The organism is Streptomyces sp. NPDC001787 (assembly GCF_040297465.1).
GTDB lineage: Bacteria > Actinomycetota > Actinomycetes > Streptomycetales > Streptomycetaceae > Streptomyces.
In genome coordinates this window covers 86,765-105,092 of the sequence record NZ_JBEOZE010000007.1, presented here as the reverse complement: position 1 = coordinate 105,092, position 18,328 = coordinate 86,765, and the positions used below count along the sequence as shown (strand labels likewise).

The 18,328-nt window shown below is 72.7% G+C and carries 18 protein-coding genes; 5 read left to right on the top strand and 13 right to left on the bottom strand.

Translation table 11 applies throughout. The annotated features are described in order from the left end of the window. Positions 1-11: 11 nt before the first annotated feature. Both ABT170_RS12390 and ABT170_RS12385 read right to left on the bottom strand, forming a co-directional pair. Entirely contained in the window at positions 12-605 is a 594-nt protein-coding gene (locus tag ABT170_RS12390) for a TetR/AcrR family transcriptional regulator (protein ID WP_329945523.1), read from the bottom strand. Positions 606-733: 128 nt separating this feature from the next. Further along, positions 734-1,498 (bottom strand): SDR family oxidoreductase, encoded by a 765-nt coding sequence (locus ABT170_RS12385; RefSeq protein ID WP_329945524.1) that lies wholly within the window; start codon positions 1,496-1,498, stop codon positions 734-736. 173 nt (positions 1,499-1,671) lie between these two features. Here ABT170_RS12385 and ABT170_RS12380 point away from each other — a divergent pair, with 173 nt between their 5' ends. After that, positions 1,672-2,940, top strand: a complete 1,269-nt coding sequence (locus tag ABT170_RS12380) for an exo-beta-N-acetylmuramidase NamZ family protein (protein WP_351866391.1) — start codon at positions 1,672-1,674, stop codon at positions 2,938-2,940. Positions 2,941-3,096: 156 nt separating this feature from the next. Here ABT170_RS12380 and ABT170_RS12375 read toward each other — a convergent pair whose 3' ends face one another. Next, the gene (locus ABT170_RS12375; RefSeq protein ID WP_329945526.1) at positions 3,097-3,576 is read right to left on the bottom strand and encodes a GNAT family N-acetyltransferase; all 480 of its coding nucleotides are present in this window, start codon (positions 3,574-3,576) and stop codon (positions 3,097-3,099) included. Positions 3,577-4,113: 537 nt separating this feature from the next. Here ABT170_RS12375 and ABT170_RS12370 point away from each other — a divergent pair. Further along, entirely contained in the window at positions 4,114-4,725 is a 612-nt protein-coding gene (locus tag ABT170_RS12370) for a hypothetical protein (protein WP_329945527.1), read from the top strand. A gap of 83 nt (positions 4,726-4,808) precedes the next feature. Here the strand turns inward: ABT170_RS12370 and soxR are convergent, their stop codons facing one another. Beyond that, on the bottom strand, positions 4,809-5,282 hold the full coding sequence (soxR, locus tag ABT170_RS12365; protein ID WP_329945528.1) for a redox-sensitive transcriptional activator SoxR: 474 nt from the start codon (positions 5,280-5,282) through the stop codon (positions 4,809-4,811). A 209-nt stretch (positions 5,283-5,491) separates the two neighbouring features. Between soxR and ABT170_RS12360 the strand changes: the two genes are divergently transcribed. After that, positions 5,492-5,953, top strand: a complete 462-nt coding sequence (locus ABT170_RS12360) for a MaoC family dehydratase (RefSeq protein WP_329945529.1) — start codon at positions 5,492-5,494, stop codon at positions 5,951-5,953. Positions 5,954-5,983: 30 nt separating this feature from the next. Here ABT170_RS12360 and ABT170_RS12355 read toward each other — a convergent pair whose 3' ends face one another. The 3 genes from ABT170_RS12355 to ABT170_RS12345 all read right to left on the bottom strand — a co-directional run bounded on the left by ABT170_RS12355 (position 5,984) and on the right by ABT170_RS12345 (position 8,231). Then, positions 5,984-6,607 (bottom strand): TetR/AcrR family transcriptional regulator, encoded by a 624-nt coding sequence (locus ABT170_RS12355; RefSeq protein WP_329945530.1) that lies wholly within the window; start codon positions 6,605-6,607, stop codon positions 5,984-5,986. 92 nt (positions 6,608-6,699) lie between these two features. Continuing rightward, entirely contained in the window at positions 6,700-6,990 is a 291-nt protein-coding gene (locus ABT170_RS12350) for a YiaA/YiaB family inner membrane protein (RefSeq protein ID WP_207316538.1), read from the bottom strand. 89 nt (positions 6,991-7,079) lie between these two features. Beyond that, entirely contained in the window at positions 7,080-8,231 is a 1,152-nt protein-coding gene (locus tag ABT170_RS12345) for an acyl-CoA dehydrogenase family protein (protein WP_329945531.1), read from the bottom strand. A gap of 65 nt (positions 8,232-8,296) precedes the next feature. On the opposite strand from ABT170_RS12345, the gene ABT170_RS12340 reads away from it, so the two are divergent. Continuing rightward, a complete protein-coding gene (locus tag ABT170_RS12340; RefSeq protein ID WP_351866384.1) occupies positions 8,297-8,974 on the top strand; it encodes a TetR/AcrR family transcriptional regulator in 678 nt (225 codons plus the stop codon). A 148-nt stretch (positions 8,975-9,122) separates the two neighbouring features. Next, positions 9,123-10,208, top strand: a complete 1,086-nt coding sequence (gene ppk2, locus ABT170_RS12335) for a polyphosphate kinase 2 (RefSeq protein ID WP_351866381.1) — start codon at positions 9,123-9,125, stop codon at positions 10,206-10,208. A 57-nt stretch (positions 10,209-10,265) separates the two neighbouring features. On the opposite strand, the gene ABT170_RS12330 is transcribed toward ppk2, so the two are convergent. From ABT170_RS12330 to ABT170_RS12305, 6 genes are all read right to left on the bottom strand, one after another. Then, on the bottom strand, positions 10,266-11,345 hold the full coding sequence (locus tag ABT170_RS12330) for a zinc-binding dehydrogenase (RefSeq protein WP_329945534.1): 1,080 nt from the start codon (positions 11,343-11,345) through the stop codon (positions 10,266-10,268). 115 nt (positions 11,346-11,460) lie between these two features. Further along, a complete protein-coding gene (locus ABT170_RS12325; protein WP_329945535.1) occupies positions 11,461-12,855 on the bottom strand; it encodes an aldehyde dehydrogenase family protein in 1,395 nt (464 codons plus the stop codon). Between the two features lie 241 nt (positions 12,856-13,096). Next, positions 13,097-15,322, bottom strand: a complete 2,226-nt coding sequence (locus tag ABT170_RS12320; RefSeq protein WP_351866378.1) for a molybdopterin-dependent oxidoreductase — start codon at positions 15,320-15,322, stop codon at positions 13,097-13,099. Positions 15,323-15,433: 111 nt separating this feature from the next. Next, positions 15,434-16,054, bottom strand: a complete 621-nt coding sequence (locus ABT170_RS12315) for a TetR/AcrR family transcriptional regulator (protein ID WP_329945537.1) — start codon at positions 16,052-16,054, stop codon at positions 15,434-15,436. Between the two features lie 47 nt (positions 16,055-16,101). Then, complete coding sequence (locus ABT170_RS12310) at positions 16,102-17,385, bottom strand: hypothetical protein (protein WP_351866640.1); 1,284 nt, start codon at positions 17,383-17,385, stop codon at positions 16,102-16,104. 26 nt (positions 17,386-17,411) lie between these two features. Next, positions 17,412-18,311 carry a cupredoxin domain-containing protein gene (locus ABT170_RS12305; protein ID WP_351866375.1) on the bottom strand — a complete coding sequence of 300 codons (900 nt, stop codon included), beginning with the start codon at positions 18,309-18,311 and terminating at the stop codon, positions 17,412-17,414. Between the last annotated feature and the right edge of the window lie 17 nt (positions 18,312-18,328).

Below are 18,328 nucleotides of genomic sequence, written 5' to 3'. Positions count from 1 at the left end.
CGCCGTACCCGCTACGGGCGCAGGGCCCTCAGCAGCAGGTCCGCCAGATGGTCGGCGACCTCCTGGCGGCTGAGCGGGCCGTCCGGCCGGTACCAGGTGGACAGATGGTGGATGGAACCGAAGTGGTAGTCGACCACCAGGTCCGCCGGAGTGGCCGTGGAGAACACCCCGCTCCTCTGCCCCTCCTCGATGAGCGCCCGGAAGCGCTCGTGGTAGCGGCGCCGCTCGCCCCGTACCTGCCTGTTCTTCTCCGGGCTCAGATGGTGCATCGAGCGGAAGAAGATCGCGGCGTCGTCCAGGTTGTCGATGGTCGTGACGACCACGTCGGCGGCAGCGTCCCGCAGCCGCTGCTCGACCGGCGCCTCGGCTTCCGCGAAGGCGTCCAGCCGTTCCTGCTGGAGCCGCAGCATCCGGGAGTACACCTCCTGGAGGAGGTCCTCCTTGGAGCCGAAGTAGTGGTACAGCGCCCCTTTGGTGACGCCCGCCGCCTCGACGATCTCCTGGACCGAGGTGCGGTCGTAGCCCTGCTCGGCGAAGAGCCGGGTGGCGGCGGCCAGCAGCCGTTGGGGAACGGGCGTGCCGTCCCCGTCCGTCGCCTTGGCCATCTGCGGCCACCTGCCTTTCGTACGGTGCGTGAACTGTTTGACGGGGGGAACGCGGTTCCCGCCCGAGGATCTTCCCACTCGCGGCCCCGGCGGGCTCGGTCAGGACCTCCGCCCCCCGCGGGAGGCGGTCACGCGCCGGCCTCCTCCCACTTCCGCTGGAGGTGGTTCATGCTGCCCAGCCAGCGGTCCGGGTCCGTGGCGCGGGCCCGGTGGTACCCGGCCACCTCGGGGTGCGGCAGGACCAGGAAACGGTCCTCGGCCATGGCGTCGAACAGCGCGTCGGCGACCGCCTCCGGCTCGATCGCGCCGGGGGCGAGGACCAGCTCCCCGGCGGAGCCCGCGGCCGTGAGCATGTCCGTGCGTACGCCCTGCGGGCAGATCGCGTGGACCTTGAGGCCGCGGTGGCGGTAGGTCAGGGAGAGCCACTCGGCGAAGGCGACGGCGCCGTGCTTGGTGACGCTGTACGGGGCCGCGCCGATCATCGTGAGAAGTCCGGCGGCGGAGGCGGTGGTGACGAAGCGGCCGTTGCCGCGCTCCAGCCAGTCCGGCAGGAGGGCCCTGGCCGCACGGACGTGGGCCATGACATTGACGTCCCAGGCGGCGGCCCAGACCTCCTCGTCGGCGAAGACATCACCGGGCGAGGCGAGGCCCGCGTTGGCGCAGTAGATGTCCACCGTGCCGCCGAGGGCCTCGCGGGCGGCGTCCACGATCCGTGAGGCGTCACCGGCGACCGCGAACCCACCGATCTCCTCGGCGAGCGGCCCGATCCGGCCGGGATCGAGGTCGTTGACGACGACCCGCGCGCCCTCCGCGGCGAACCTGCGGGCCAGCGCGGCACCGATGCCGCCCCCGGCCCCTGTGACCACTACGCCGGCGCCCTGCACCGTACTCATCGGATCCCGCCTCTCCCAGCCGATCGTCCCGGCAGACTAACCGGTCGGTATGTCACCGGGGAAGGGTCCGGGGCCAGTACGGGGAATCCGCCCGGTCCGGATCGTTCCGTGCGGCCCGGACCCGCGCTAGCGTGCGTGACCATGACAGACGGCGCGATCATGGAGGTAGCGGAATGAGCCTGTCCAGACGTGGTTTGCTGGCCGCCGGGAGCGCTGTGGGAGCCCTCGCGGCCACGGCGGCGGGGACCGGTCCCGCAGCCGCCCGCCCGGGTCACGGCTCCGGACACGGCCGGGTGCGCACCGGGTTCGACCGGCTGGCCGCGGACGGCTACCGGCTGTTGAAGGGGCAGAAGGTCGGGGTGGTCACCAATCCGACCGGGATCACCTCCGACGTGCGCCACATCGTCGATGTGATGCACCCGGACGCGCGGGTGAACCTGACCGCCGTCTTCGGCCCGGAGCACGGCTTCCGGGGCACCGCCCAGGCGGGCGGCTCCGAGGGACGGTACGACGACCCGGCGACCGGTCTGCCGGTCTACGACACCTATCTCAAGAGCGGTCAGCCGCTGGCGGACGTCTTCACCGCTTCCGGGGTGGACACGGTCGTCTTCGACATCCAGGACGCGGGCGCCCGCTTCTACACGTACATCTGGACGCTGTACGACTGCATGGAGGCGGCCGCCCTCGCGGGTAAACGTTTCGTCGTCCTGGACCGGCCGAACCCGGTGACCGGGCGGGCCGCGCTGGGACCGGTCCTGGATCCGGCGTTCGCGACGTTCGTGGGCCGCCGGGAGATCTCCCAGGCGCACGGCATGACCGTGGCGGAGCTGGCGCTGTTCTTCAACGCGGAGTTCCTGGCGGAGCGGCCGGTGCGACTGGACGTCGTCACGATGTCGGGGTGGCGGCGCTCGGACTTCTTCGACACGACGGGGCTGCCGTGGGTGCCGCCCAGCCCGAACATGCCGACACCCGAATCGGCCCTCGTCTACTCCGGCACCTGCCTGTTCGAGGGGACGAACCTCTCCGAGGGCCGGGGCACCACGCGGCCGTTCGAGCTGCTGGGGGCGGAGGGGATCGACTACCGCTGGGCCGCCGCCGCCAACGCGCTGGACCTGCCCGGGGTGGCGTTCCGCGAGGCGTACTTCGCGCCGACCTTCTCCAAGTTCCAGGGCAGGACGATCGGCGGGGTGCAGCTGCACGTCCAGGACCGGGAGGTGTTCGACCCGGTGCGCACCGGCATCGCCCTGCTGGTGACGGCGAAGCGGTCCTGGAGCGGCTTCGCCTGGCGGCCGGACAACTGGATCGACAAGCTCACCGGGAACACCCGGGTCCGCACGATGATCGACGCGGGCGCGGACACCGACGAGGTGGTGGGCGCCTGGCGTGATGACCTGGCGGCGTTCCGGGCGAAGCGGAAGAAGTACCTGCGGTACGGAGGGTAGGACGCGGGGCCGCGCCCGGCCGGAGGCGACGGGCGACGGCGGACGGGGAACGGCGGGGTCGGTGGAGCGGGGCCGGTGGAGCGGGGCCGGTGGACTGTGCCCCGCTGTCCCCCACCGCCCCCACCGTCCTCCGGCTGCCCCCGGCCGCCCCGGCCGTCAGCGGGTCAGGTCCAGCTCGCCGAGGTGGTCGCCGTCGTTCGTCAGCCCTCGCTTGAGATACCCGAGCCGCAGATAGAAGTCCTCCGGGCCGCCCTCGCCGGGGTGCCAGGTCACCGTGGAGAGCGTCCCGCCGCGCCTGCGGATCTCCTCGTTCACCGCCCGTACCGCGAAGCGCCCGTAACCGCGGCCCTGTTCACCGGCGTCTATCGCCAGGCGCCAGAGCCCGGAGCGCGGCGGTGCGCCGGGCACGTCCGCGTCGAAGTCGAAGGGGATGCCGAAGAAGGCCATCACGAAGCCCACGGTCCGGTCACCGTCGCGGATCAGCCGGGGCCAGGCGGTGTCGGGGTGCACATACGCCTCGGCCAGCGATTCGGCGACCGGCGACACGAACGCCCTCTGGTCGGGGCGGACCCGGAGGCGGCAGGCGCTCAGCACGTTCTCGGGGGTGGGTTTCTCCAGGCGTGGGGACGCTGTCATATGCGGCACCCTATGCGCGCCCCGGGGAGCCCTGCCATCGAATAACGCCTGCTCAGGGCGGCGATACCGGATGGCCGGGCGCCGGCGCGAGACCTACGGGCACGGACCGGGACCTCATGCCTCACCGAAGAAGTCGGTCAGCTTCCGGCCAGTGAGGCCGGTGAGGCCGGTGAGGCCGGTGAGGCCGGGGTGCCCGGCCACCAGGCCGTTGCGGCGGTCGATCCGCATGTGCCGGCGCGTGGGGGCGGGCGCGCTCCTCCGGGAGGCCGATACGGAGGCCGATGCGCCGGAGGATGCCGGAGGTCACTGACGGCCTCCCCCGCCGGTACGGTGAACATCGGTCACCTCTTCCGGAGTGCCCCGTACCCGCACGCCCTCTCACCACCGGCCGCACGCCGCCGCACTACCGGTCATCACCCCCGCCTCACGTGGGGTGTCTCGGCCAATGGACGATTCTCATCTTTCGATGGAGCCGAAACGGGCAGTCGTACGTCCATTCCTTGACGCCGAAGTACGAGTGACGGAGGTGGCAGTGTCATGGCCGGTTTCCGGAGTCTTGCGAGACAGGTCCGCGATCCGCTGGGCGACCTGGCATTGCGGCGGTATTCGCTGCGCAAATGCCTGGAGAGGTTCGCCCCGTACGGTCATCGGGCGACCTGGCACCACCTGTGCGCCCGGCACGGGATCGGACCCGAGGACCGGGCCCCCGATCCGGTGCGCCTGATGGGCGCCCTGGAGGAGCTGGAGGAGGCGCGGGCCATCTGGCTCGCGTACGAGACGGGGTTCGCCGAGCGGAGGCGCCGCGAGAAGCACGACGGCCTCCGCCGGCCGCGGGCGTTCGACGACTGGCACCGCCGGACCTGGGGCGGCAACGGTGTCGCCCGCTGCGCCGATCCGGGGGTCCATCCGTCCGCGCCGCTCGCCGAGGTGCTGCGGCGGCTGATCGCGGCACTGGGGTCCGAGCCCGGGTCCGCCTGCCCGGTCTGCGCGGCGACGGGCATCGCCTGGCGGCAGGACCTGGACCGGGACCCGTGGTCGGGGCCGGTCTGCACCGGATGCGGGATCGTGGTGCCGCGCCCCGTGCTGACGGAAGGAGCACTCGCGCGGGCCCGGCGGACGCGGCAGCGGAATCTGGCCTCGGCGGCGTGAGCGGCGCGCCCGGAGGGGCGGTCGGCCCCCGCCGGCTCTCCCCGACCGCCCGGCCGCACTTCCTGCCCGCCCGGCCGTTCCCCCTACTCGCCCCGCTTCGCGACGTGCTCGGGCATCAGACGAGAGCCGGTGATCATGCCGCCGGTGATGTCGTCCGGGTTGGAGAGCACACAGTTCTCCAACGAGAGGCAGCCACAGCCGATGCAGTCGGTCAGATGGTCACGCAGCCTGCCCAACTGGCTGATGCGCTCGTCCAGTTCGCCGCGCCACGCGCGGGAGAGCCTGGCCCAGTCCTCCCGGTTCGGGGTCCGCCCCTCGGGAAGCTCGGCGAGCGCCTCGCGGATGGTGGCCAGCGGGATGCCGACGCGTTGCGCGGCGCGCACGAACGCGACCCGGCGCAGTGCGTCCCTGGTGTACCGGCGCTGATTGCCACTCGTCCGACGACTGTGGATCAGGCCCTTGGACTCGTAGAAGTGGAGGGCCGAGACCGCGGCACCGCTGCGCGCGGCGAGCTGGCCGACCGAGAGTTCATGGAGCGTCTGTGGGATCTGAGGCACCCCTCGAACCCTACTGGCCCCCCTCGAACCCCGCCGCACTCTTCGAAAACCCTGCCGATCACCACGGTGCGCCGGCCGCCGCCCCGCACACCGGCGCGCAGCGTCGTTGACAGGGACGCACCGCTCGAAGGATGCTGAGCAAGCGCTTAGACATCGACGCCGCGAGGCGCAGCACGAGGGCAGCGAGCCGGAAGGCAGGGACCAGAACCATGTCAGAGCCGAGGATCTTCACGTCCGCGCAGGAACTGCGCGACGGAGTGGGCGAGCAACTGGGCCACAGCGACTGGCTGGAGATCGACCAGAAGCGGATCGACCAGTTCGCCGAGGCGACCGGCGACCACCAGTGGATCCATGTGGACCCCGAGCGGGCGGCGGCCGGGCCGTTCGGCGCGACGATCGCCCACGGCTATCTGACGCTCTCCCTGCTGCCCGCGCTCGTACCCCAGGTCATGCGGGTCGAGGGTATGAAGATGGGCATCAACTACGGGACCAACAAGGTCCGCTTCCCCTCGACCGTCCCGGTGGGTTCCCGGCTGCGCGCCACGGTCGTGCTCGGCGGCGTCGAGGAGGCGGGCGGCGGTGTGCAGGTCACCGCCGTCGTCACCGTCGAGCGCGAGGGCGGCGAGAAGCCCGCCTGCGTCGCCGAATCGGTGTCCCGCTACTACTTCTGAGCCGCCCCGGACCGGCCGCCGGTCCAGGGGCTACGTCCGCGCACCCACCATGCGCAGCACGAGGTCGGCGTAGAGCGCGCCGACCTCGTCGGGCGTCCGGCTCCCCCGGGCGTTGAACCAGCGGGCCACATCGATGCAGAGCGACAGCACCGCGAGGGTGGTGCCGGGCACATCGGGGACGTCGAACTCCCCCGCCCGTACGCCCTCGGTGATGATCCGGCGCACCACGGCGTCGTTCCTGCGGCGCAGTTCGACGATCTCGGCGCGGTGTTCGTCGCCGAGGGCGTCCAGTTCGTACTGCACGACGCGTGCGGTGGTGTGCCGTTCCGCGTGCCAGCGGACGAAGGAGCGCACCGCCGCGGCGAGCCGGACGGCAGCCGTGCCGTCCCGGCCGGCCTCCGCCTCCAGGACGGACAGGGCCCGCTCATGGCCGATCTTGCTGATCCGGTGGAGCAGCTCTTCCTTCGTCTTGTAGTGGATGTAGAGCGCGGCCGGGCTCATTCCCGCGCGGCCGGCGATGTCACGGGTGGTGGTCGCGTGGTACCCGCGCTCGGCGAACGCGTCGACGGCGGCGACGAGGAGCCGTCTGGCCGCCTCGGGCGTGACCTCGCCCCACGGCGTGTCGTCACCGTCCATCTCCTGCGCCGTACTCATCGCCACGTGCCCCTCTCCGTCAACAGGACGAACACCATACCCCGAACCTGAGCAAGCGCTTAGGGTCCGGGGCGCCGGGTGCCGTCGCCGGATCAGAGCTTCTGGAAGGGGTCGTGCTCGGCGAGGATCTTCTCCAGCCGCGCCTGATCGACACGGCTGACGAGCTGCCCCGCCTCCTGGCGGTCCCTGATGACCTTGGCCAGGGTGAAGCACGACGTGACGAGGTAGAGCACACCGATGGCGAGGAAGCCGCGCACCCAGGCGTCGGCGTCGAGGAAGTAGATGCCGAGGGCCACCGCGCCCATCGCCACCCCGAAGGATGCGACGGCCTGACCGTAGAAGGCCGCGGTGCCCTGCTGCTTGACCGATGTCGTCTCACTCATGCCGCACAGCATCCGCCGGCGTGGCGTGCGCCACATCCGCTTCCGTACTCAGCCCGGTACTCAGACGCCCGTTCGAGCGTGAGGGCCGGTCAGAAGGCGGAGACCCCGGTCAGCGCGCGGCCGATGATCAGCTTCTGTATCTGGCTGGTGCCCTCGTAGAGGGTCATCACCCGGGCGTCGCGCAGGAGCTTGCCGACGGGGTACTCGTCGATGTAGCCGTATCCGCCGAAGACCTGGAGGGCGTTGCCGGCGGCGCGCACGGCCGCCTCGGAGGCGAACAGCTTCGCCGTGGACGCGGCCGTGGCGAAGTCCTGGCCCCGGTCGATGAGATCGGCGACCCGCCAGGTCAGCAGCCGGGCGGCGTCGACGTCGACGGAGATGTCGCTGATCAGTTCCTGGACCAGTTGGTGGCCCGCGAGGGATCTGCCGAACTGCTCCCGCTCGCCCGCGTACCGTACGGCTGCGTCGAGAGCGGCCTGCGCGATGCCGACGCAGCCCGCCGCGACCGACATCCGCCCCTTGGTCAGGGCCGACATGGCGACGGAGAATCCCTTGCCCGCCGGGCCCAGCAGGGTGTCGGCGGGGACCCGGACGTCCTCCAGCACCAGTTCGGCGGTGGCCTGGCCGCGCAGGCCGAGCTTGCCGTGGATGGCGCGGCGGGTGAGGCCGGGGGTGTCGGCGGGCACCAGGAAGGCGGAGATCCCCCGGTGACCGGGGGTGTCCCCGGTCCGCGCGAAGAGCAGCACCACATCGGCCCAGGTGCCGTTGGTGATGAACATCTTGGTGCCGTTGATGACGTAGTCCCCGCCGTCACGGACGGCCCTCGTCGTGAGGTTCCCCGCGTCGGAGCCGGTCTGGGGCTCGGTGAGGGCGAAGCAGCCGACCGCGTCGCCCGCGGTCAGACGCGGCAGCCACCGGCGCTTGTGCTCCTCGCTCCCCCAGGACGCGACGGTCTTGGCGACGAGGCCGAGCGAGACGGAGACGATGCCGCGGACGGAGGAGTCGCCGCGGCCCAGCTCCTCGGTGACCAGGCAGTAGGCGAGGTGGTCGCCGCCGGAGCCGCCGTACTCCTCGGGGACCGTGAGGCCGAGGAAGCCGAGCGATCCCAGCTTCTTCACGATCGACTTGTCGACACTCTCGGCCCGGTCCCACGCGGCGGCGTTCGGGGTGACCTCACGGGCGACGAAGTCCGCCGCCAGCCGCCGTACGGCTTCCTGCTCCTCGCTGAGTTCCAGGTCCATCGAGCGACACCCCACTTTTAATTAGCACTGCTAGTTTATGGCTCGCAGGCCCTACTATGAGCCGCATGGCCCGACCGCGCAAGCCCCTCCTCAGCAGAGACCGCATCGTCGGGGCGGCGAGCGCGCTCGTGGACTCCGAGGGGCTCGACGCCGTCTCCACCCGGCGGCTGGCGGCCGTGCTGGGGGTCAGCGGGCCCTCGCTCTACAACCACTTCCGCAACAAGGACGAGATCCTCGACGCGGTCGCCGACGCCGTCTCCGCCCAGGTCGATCTGTCGATGTTCGAGGAGTCCGACCCCCGGGACTGGCGGGAGGCCCTGCACGACTGGGCCGTCTCCTACCGCGCGGCGCTCACCGAGCACCCGCACATCGTCCCGGTCCTCGCCCAGGGGCCGGGCCGCCGCCCGGCCGGCCTGCGGGTCGCCGACGCGGTGTTCGGCTCCATGGTCGGGGCCGGCTGGCCGCCCGCCCAGGCGACGTACATCGGGGCCCTGATGCGCTACTTCATCACCGGTTCGGCCCTGGGCTCCTTCGCCCGCGGCTTCGTCGACGACGAGACGGCCTACGACCCCGCCGACTACCCGCACCTCGGCCAGGCGCATCTGCTGGCCGACCGCCGCCAGCAGGTGGACGAGGGCGCGTTCGCGACCGGGCTGCGGGCCCTGCTGGACGGGCTCGCGCTCCAGTACGAGCAGCTGGCCCGCACCGGCACACCCCGGCCGGTGGCGAGCGACCGTCCCTGACACGTCCCGGACCGCACGGAGCGCCGGGCGCCGCACGCTCCGGGCCGCTCCGGGTCGCTCCGGCCGCCAGGGGTGGCGGGCTGCCGGACCCATGAGCAGACTGGCCTGACGGAGAAACGTCCGGCACGGCCGGTGGAGGGATCCCGTCATGACGAGGAGCACCAAGCAGCGGGGCGGCAGCGGGTCCGGGCGCCGGGCGGGCGGGAAGAACGGTTCCGCGCCGAAGGGCGGCGCCGTCACTCAGAAGGCTTCCGAGCCGCCCGAGCCGCCGGAGTCGTCCGAGCCGTCCGATGCGAAGGACGCGGTACGGGCCGCGCGCTACGGGGGCCCGTATCTCGACGGCTTCGGCGTGGCCGACAGCGGCGACGACGACCCGGTACTGGTGACGCCGCGCGGGCACGCCCGGGAGGCCTGGCGCGAGGACTACCCGTACGAGCGCAAGCTCCGCCGGCGGGACTACGAGAAGGCCAAGCGCGCCCTGCAGATCGAGCTGCTGAAGCTCCAGCACTGGGTGAAGGAGCGCGACGAACGGCTGGTCATCCTGTTCGAGGGACGCGACGCGGCGGGCAAGGGCGGCACGATCAAGCGGTTCACCGAACATCTCAATCCGCGTGGTGCGCGGGTGGTGGCGCTGGAGAAGCCGACCGAACGCGAGCGCACCCAGTGGTACTTCCAGCGGTATGTGGCGCATCTGCCGAGCGCCGGGGAGATCGTGCTGTTCGACCGCTCCTGGTACAACCGCGCCGGGGTGGAGCGGGTGATGGGGTTCTGCACGACCCGTGAGTACCTCGAATTCATGCACCAGGCCCCGGACTTCGAGCGGATGCTGGCGCGCGACGGCATCCACCTGGTGAAGTTCTGGTTCTCCGTCTCGCGCAACGAGCAGCGCAACCGGTTCATGATCCGGCAGATCGATCCGGTACGCCGGTGGAAACTGAGCCCGGTCGACCTGGCGTCGCTCGACAAGTGGGACGCGTACACGGAGGCCAAGGAGCTGATGCTGTTCCACACGGACACGGCGGACTCGCCCTGGACCGTGGTGAAGAGCAACGACAAGAAGCGGGCACGGCTGGAGGCGATGCGTCATGTGCTGCACCGCTTCGACTACCCCGGCAAGGACCCGGAGGTGGCCGGAGCGCCGGACCCGCTGATCGTGGGCCCGGCCTCACGGCTGTTCGAGCAGGGCGAGATGGATGCCCGGCTGCTGACCCCGGAGGCTCCGCACGGATCCTGAGAGACCCGGCTCCGCCCGCGACGCCGTGCGCGCGGGCGGAGCTCCCGGGCAGGGGTGCTAGAAGACCACCAGCGCGCGCCCTCCCCGGCCCGCGATCATGTTGTCGAAGGCCGCCGGGATGCCGTCCAGCGCGATCCGTTCGGTGACCAGCATGGACAGGTCGAAGCGGCCCGCGCGGATGTGCTCGGCGAGCACCGGCAGATCCCGCGCCGGGTCGCTGTTGCCGTAGACGCAGCCCGTCAGCGACCGGCCCCAGTGGAAGATCTCCAGGGCGTTGAAGGTGACTTCCTGGTCCTTGCCGCCGATCCCCACGACGACGGTGCGGCCACCGCGCCGGGTGGACTCCCAGGCCCCCCGGATCGTGGCGGGCGCCCCGACGCACTCCACGGCGACATCCGCGCCCTGGCCGCCGGTCAGCCTGCGGATCTCCCGCGGGGTGGTGGCGGAGGCGACGACGAAGTCCGTGGCGCCGGCCAGCCGGGCCAGCTCCTCCTTTCCGGGGGAGACGTCGACCGCGATGATCCGCGAGGCACCGGCGATCCGGGCGGACTGGAGCACGGCGAGACCGACGCCGCCGATCCCGAGCACGACGACACTCTCGCCCGTGCGGACCCGGGCGCAGTGGTGGACCGCCCCGTAGCCGGTGAGCACGGCGCAGCCCAGGAGCGCCGCGTCGGTGAGCGGGATGCCGGCCGGGGCGGGCAGCACGCAGTTCGCGGCGACGACGGTCTCCTGGGCGAAGGCCGCGACGTTCAGGCCGGGGTGGAGTTCGGTGCCGTCGGCGGTACGGGCATGGATGCCGGCCGTGCCCTTGAGCGCGTCGGCGCACAGCCAGACCTCGCCGATTGCGCAGTGGAAGCAGTTCCCGCAGGACGGCGCCCAGTTGAGGACGACAGCGTCACCGGGGGCGGCACCGGTGACGCCCTCCCCGACGGAGACGACGGTTCCGGCGCCCTCGTGGCCGAGGACCGCGGGGACCGGGACCCGCATGGTGCCGTTCGACAGGGACAGATCGGAGTGGCAGACCCCGGCGGCGGCGAGCGCGACGCGCACCTGACCGGGACCGGGTTGCGGGAGTTCGATGTCGGTGATCTCCAGGGGAGCTCCGACAGCGGGCAGTACGGCGGCGCGGACCACGGAAAGCTCCTTGGCTGGGACTGGCTCGGATGCGCGAAGGGGCGGATGCGCGAGGCGGGCGAGGCGGATGTGCGGAAGGGCAGTTGCGTGAAGGTGCGGACGGGGGCGGTTCCGCTCAGAACTGGAGCGACTTGGTCTGGAGGTACTCCGTCAGACCGTGCGGGCCCAGTTCGCGCCCCACGCCCGACTGCTTGTACCCGCCGAAGGGGGCCAGCGGGTTGAACCGCCCGCCGTTGATGTCGACCTGCCCGGTGTCCATCCGGCGGGCGAAGGCCACGGCCTCCGCGTCGTCGGCGGCCCAGACAGCGCCGGCCAGGCCGTACACGGTGTCGTTGGCGATCCGCAGGGCGTCGTCCACGTCCTCGTACCGGAGGATCGAGAGGACCGGGCCGAAGATCTCCTCGCGGGCGATGGTCATCTCCGGGGTGACATCGGCGAACACCGTGGGACTGACGTAGTACCCCGGCGTCCTCGGGGCCTCGGGACCGCCCGCGACCAGCCTGGCGCCCTGCGCGATGCCCTGTTCGATGTAGCCGCGCACCCGGGCCTGCTGCCCGGCGTTGACGAGGGGGCCGACCCGCTCCCCCGGTACGTACTTGGCGACGGCCGCCGCAGCGAGGGCCACCGCCTCCTCGTACCGCTCGCCGTCGACCAGCATCCGGGTCCAGGCACTGCACGTCTGGCCGGAGTTGGACATCACATTGGCCACCCCGACCGCGACGGCCCTGGCGAGATCGGCGCCGGGCAGGATCACATTGGCGGACTTGCCCCCCAGTTCCAGGGCCACGCGCTTGACGGCGGCGCCCGCGGTGGCGCCGATCCGCCTGCCGACGGCGGTCGATCCGGTGAAGGAGACGAGGTCGACGTCCTCGTGCTCGGCGAGCGCCTGACCGGCGACCGGGCCGAGTCCGGTGACGAGGTTGAAGACCCCGGCGGGCAGCCGGGCCTCCTCGATGGCCTCGGCGAACAGCTGGGCGGAGAGCGGGGTGTCCTCGGCGGGCTTGAGGACGACCGTGCAGCCCGCGGCGAGCGCGGGGGCGACCTTGGCGACGATCTGGTGGAGCGGGTAGTTCCAGGGAGTGATCGCGCCGACCACGCCGACGGGCTCCAGCAGGACGGTGGAGTTGCCGAGCTTCTCCTCGAAGCTGTACGAGGCGGCCAGTTCGGCGTACGAACCGGCGACCAGGACCGGCACACCCGCGTGCACCGCCTGCGAGAGCGGGAGCGGCGCGCCCAGTTCCGCGGTGACGGTCTCGGCGATCTCGTCCTTGCGGGCGGCCAGGACGTCGCGCAGCGCGGCGAGGCGGGCGGCGCGCTCGGCGGGCGGGGTGGCGGCCCAGCCGGGGAACGCGGCGCGGGCGGCCCGTACGGCGGCGTCGACGTCCGCGGCCGTGCCCGCCGGAACCCGGGCGATGACCCGCTCGTCCGCCGGGTTCACGACATCGATCGTGTCCGGTCCCTCGGCCGGCCGCCACGTACCACCGATATACATCCCGTCATGGGCCTTCATGGCATGTCCTCCAGGGCATGGGTGCCGCCGATGTCGTCCGAGCCCCAAACTAGCGCCGTTAGTTTTTGGACGCCAGGGACCGTCCGGAGACGCCGGTCACGTCCCGCCCGGGGATTCGCCCGGTCCCGCCGGCGGCCGTCACGGCCCGGACGATGCCGAGGGGAATGCCCGCGCCGAGCACCACCGGTGAGGTGAGCGCGGCCCCGTACCGGGGAGGCCGCCGGACGAGCGGAACCCCAGGTCAACGGGGTGCCGTTACGGAGACGGGGATGGCGTTGAGCACGGCGGTGCCGGAGAGCGGGTCGAGCAGCGTGCCGTCGAGCAGCTGATTGACATTGACCCCGGGGTCCACCGCCGCGACCGACATCCGGGCGCCGGCGCGGTGGTGCCCCCAGCCGTGCGGGAGGCTCACCACCCCGGTCCGTACCGTGTCGGTGATCTCCGCCGGGGCCTCGATCTCCCCGCCGCTCGCCGCGATCCGGGCGGTGGCGCCGTCCGTCAGTCCGATGCGGGCCGCGTCGTCGGGGTGGATCTGGAGGGTGCAGACATTGCTGCCGCCGCGCAGGGTGGCGATGTTGTGCATCCAGCTGTTGTTGGAGCGCAGATGGCGGCGGCCGACGAGGACGAGCGGCACGGTCCGCCCGTCCGGGACGGCCCCGTCCGCCCGGGGGCTCCTTTCGCGCAGGGCGCGCCGCAGCCTCGGCAGGTCGGCGGCGATCGGGGCCGGAAGGAGTTCGATGCGTCCGCTGCGGGTGCGCAGGACCTCCGGGACGCGCGGCCGGAGCGGGCCGAGGTCGATGCCGTGCGGGTGGGCGAGGAGCTCGTCGAGCGTGAGGCCGTACGGTCCCAGGCGCAGCATCAGGTCCAGCCGCCGTTCCGGGCCGGTGTCCCCGGACAGCCCGGCGGCGAGCTCCTTCGGCGCGCCGGCCCGGGTGAGCAGGGCCTCGACGGCCAGGTCGTCGACGGTCCGCGGGGGCGCTCCGTGCATCCCGCCCACGGCCAGGACGAGACGGGCGAGGATCTCGCTCTCGTCCATCCGGCCGTCCTCCAGGGGCACGGCGGGGCGTGTGTAGCGGACCTGGTTGCGGACGGCCAGGGAATTCAGCGCGAAGTCGAAGTGGGCGCTCTGCGAGGGCGGCGGCGGGGGCAGCACCACATCGGCGTGACGCGAGGTCTCGTTGAGGTACGGGTCGACGCTGACCATGAAGTCGAGCCCGCCGGCGAGGGCCCGGTCGAGGCGGTCGCCGTCCGGCGCGGAGAGCACCGGGTTGGCGGCGAGCACGATCAGGGCCCGGATCCGGCCCTCGCCGGGGGTCTCGATCTCCTCGGCGAGGGCGGCCATGGGCAGTTCGCCCTTGGCCTCGGGGTGCGCGGAGACCCGGCTCGTCCAGCGGCCCAGCGCGAAGCCCTTGCCGGGTGCGGCGGGCCGGGGGGCGCGGGCGGTGGCGGAGAGCGGGAAGAGTACGCCGCCGGGCCGGTCGAGGTTGCCGGTGAGGATGTTGAGGACGTCGATCAGCCAGCTGGCGAGGGTGCCGTGCTCGACGGTGCAGCTGCCGATGCGCCCGTAGACGGCGGCGGTGGGGGCGGCGGCCAGTTCGCGGGCGATGGCCCGGATCTCACCGGCGTCCATGTCGCAGGCCCCGGCGACCGCTTCCGGGGTGAACTCCTCCATCGCTCCGGCGAGTTCACCGAGGCCTTCGAGGTGTGCGGCCGAGGCGCCCGGGTCGGTGAGCCGCTCGTCGAACAGCACGTTCACCAGGGCGGCCAGCAGCAGGGCGTCGCCGCCGGGCCGGATCGCGACATGCCGGTCGGCCAGGCGGGCGGTGCGGGTGCGGCGCGGGTCGACGACGGTGAGCGTGCCGCCGCGGCGGCGCAGCGCCTTGAGCCTGCCGGGGAAATCGGGGGCGGTGCAGAGGCTGCCGTTGGACTCCAGCGGGTTGGCGCCGAGGAGCAGCAGGTGATCGGTGCGGTCCAGGTCGGGTACGGCGATGGCGTTCGGGTCTCCGAAGAGCAGCCCGCTGGAGACGTGCTTCGGCATCTGGTCGAGGGTGCTGGCGGTGAACAGGCCGCGGGTACGGAGCGTGGCGAGCAGGAGCGACGGATACAGGGCGCCGGCCATCGTGTGCACATTGGGGTTGCCGAGGACGACACCGACGCATTGCCTCCCGTGGGCCTCCATCAGCTCCGGGACCCGGGCGGCGATCAGGTCGAACGCCTCGCTCCAGGCGGCCTCGCGCAGCACACCGTCCCGGCGCACGAGCGGGGCGCGCAGCCGGTCGGGGTCGGCGTCGAGACCGCCGAAGGACGCGCCCTTGGGACAGATGAATCCCTGGCTGAACACATCGTCCCGGTCGCCCCGGGCGCCGGTGACCCTCGTCCCCTCGATGGTGAGGGTGAGACCGCAGGCGGCTTCGCACAGGGGGCAGATGCGGGGTGCGGTGCGGGTGGCATGGGAGCCGTCGGTCATGGGCCCTCCCCGGGGCAGCGGCAGCGGAGGCGCGGGCACGACCGGGTACGGCCGCGCACCGGGCGAGCATACCGACCGGTACGCATGGCGGGGAGGGGTCGGCGGCGGCCGTCAGTCGAGGATCCGTCCGAGGTAGGCCGTGACCAGGACCCGGGTCTCGGCGACGATGGCCCGGTCGCCCGACGGGTCGGTGCGGAAGGCGAGTTGGAAGAGTGCGTCGGCGGCCTCGACGCTGACCAGGATCGCCCGGAGCAGGTGCTCGTCGGGAGTGCGGCCGAGGTGGCCGGCGAGCAGGTCGGCGAGCTTGGCCGCGACCCGCCGGTTGGCGTCGCCCATGGGGTCGTCGGCCGGGGACGGGGCGCCGAAGTCGACGAGGGCGAAGCCGGGGACGGACCGCTTCATCGCGAGGTACTCGTCCAGTACGGCGTCGATGACCGCGCGCCAGTCGGCGGCCGGAATGCCGGTGAGCCGCGCGGTGATGCGCTCCGCGTAGCTGTTCAGATTGCGCAGGGCCAGGGCGTCGACCAGGGCCCGCTTGTTGGAGAAGAACCGGTAGACGGAGCCGATGGGCACCTGTGCCCGGACGGCGACGGCACGGGTGGAGAGCCGTTCGTAGCCGGTCTCGTCGAGCAGTTCGGCGCAGGCGTCGAGTATCCGGGCGAGACGTTCGGCGCTGCGCTGCTGCACGGGGGCGCGGCGGAGGTTCGGGTTCGCATGGGGCACGGGCTCCATGATGCCGTGGGTCTCCTCTGCGGGAACGGGCGGTGGCCGCCGGCCCGTCAGGCGATGAGCAGGGTGAGTCCGCCGAGGGTGTAGGCAATCATCAGGACCAGCAGGGGCAGTTGCCCGGCGACCGCGCGGCCCGGCGGGAACAGCCGCACGGACCGGTCGTGGGCGGCGACGACCCCGAGCACATGGCCGAGCACGATGGCGGCGACCTGGAGCGTGGCGAGGGCGCCGGGTCCCAGGGGCGGCCCGGGGGCGGCGGGATTGTCGGTGCCGAGTGCCATCATGACGGTGCGTGGCCCTTCGGTGACGAAGAGCGTGAAGTAGTGGGCGACGAGATAGCCGAGGGCGATCGGGACGAGCGAATGCGCGAAGCCGGTGAGGGGGTGCGGCAGCCGGCCGGATATCAGCCGGGTGGCTCCGGCGCACAGGGTGTAGAGGGCGGCGACCAGGGCGACGGCGCCGAGGAGTCCGAGCGTGGCGGCCTCGGTCCGGCCCAGGGGCGAGGTCTGGACGGTGGTGATCCAGGAGGGGGCGTCGGAGAAGCCGTCGTAGGCGGTGGATCCGAGCATGACGCAGACGGTGGCGACGAGCCCGGGGACCTGCGCGGTGGCGTCGAGTCCGTTGAACGGGGAGCGCAGGACGAGGCTGCGGTCCAAGCGGCGGCGGCCGAGCGGGGAGAGGCGGGCCAGCAGGCCGGAGTAGACCTCGAAGGCATCGGCGTGGTCGAACCAGCGGGCGCCGTGGCGGGCGGCGCCCGCGAGATGGACCGCGGTGTACACGGCGAGGAAGAGGAGGAGCGCGGTGGCCGACGCGGGGTCGGGGGCGACAAGTTCGAGCCAGGTGAAGGCGAGCAGCCCGGCCGCCGCGGGCCACATCCCCAGCCGGGCGGGGACGGGGCGGCCGGCGGCCGGGTCCCGGCGCAGGGCGCGGCAGGCCAGGAGGTGCACGGTGCGCAGGGGGTTGAGCAGCCGCCAGACGGGGCCCAGGAGCAGGGAGGCCGGGACGAGCCCGACCCAGAAGAGCACATAGAGCGCACCGGCCGCCGGATTGCGTTCCGGGTCGTCCGGGCCGAGGAGGAGCTGGAGCACGACGAACAGGGCGGCGCCCGCCCCGAGGACGCGCGCCGCGATACGCGTGGGCCGGGCGTCGGCGAGCCGCCGCACGGCGCCGGGCAGCGGTCGGCCCGCCCGGTCGCCCCGGAAACGGGAGGCGGACCAGAGCAGGCCGAGCGCGAGGAAGGAGACGAAGAGCGCGGTGAACGCGCCCGCGAAGGCGTAGAAGGGCGACAGCGGCAGGTCGTGCTGCGAGCCGACGCCGTGGGCGAGGACGGACACCGTGCGCACCGGGCCTTCCGGACCCGTCACCGTACGACGAGCTGGGTCAGGAGCAGGCCGGACCCATGTGTCTCGACCTCGAAGAGCCCGGTGCGGTCGGCGGTGAGGGTGAGGGTGGTGGTGCGGCCGGCGGGCAGGTCGGCCTCCTTGTCGTAGCCGTGGACATGAAGGGTGTCGGCGCGGTCGGTGCGGACCCGCAGGGCGACACGTTCGCCCTTCTTGACCTCTGTGCGGCCGGGCGCGGGACTCACCTTGCCGTGGGCGATGGAGATGTCCAGGGTGCGGTCGGCGGCGGGCCGGTCCGGTGGGCCTGACGGTCTTCCGGAGGCACCGGACGTACCGGAGGCGCCGGGGGCGAGGGGAGCGGTGGCCTGGATCGGCCTTGCCGCGACGGCCCAGGCCGTGTGGTCGTCGGCGTAGAGCCGGGCGGTGAGGGAGCGGGGACCGTCCGCCGTGGAGCGGGCGAGCGCGCCGGGGAGGTGGTACCAGGGCCCGTAGAGCCGGGCGAGCGGGCGGCCGTCGAGGAACAGGCGGACATGGCCGCGCCCGGGAAGGGCCGCGCCTCCCACGCTGTCCGGGGTGAAGCGGAAGTTCCGTACGGAGACATGGACGTTCCAGCCGTCCTCGGAGTCGGGCCGCACGGACAGCTCCGCCGCCGGCGCCCGGTCCGCGTCCACCTGGCGCAGACGGTGGCCGTTGCCGTCGTCCGCGGCGAGCAGCCGCCCGACGGCACCGCTCGCCTGCTCATGGCCGGTCCCGGGCTTGTGGTGCGTGGTGGCGCGCCCCCCGCAGCCACTCGCCCCGAGGACGAGGGCGAGGGTGAGGGCGGCGAGGACTGCGACGGCACGGGTACGGCCCTTCACCGGGCGTTCGCGACAGGCCGGTACCTCCACGGGTCCGGCGGTGCGGGTACGGGCCGGGTTCATGACGGCTCTCCGTTCGT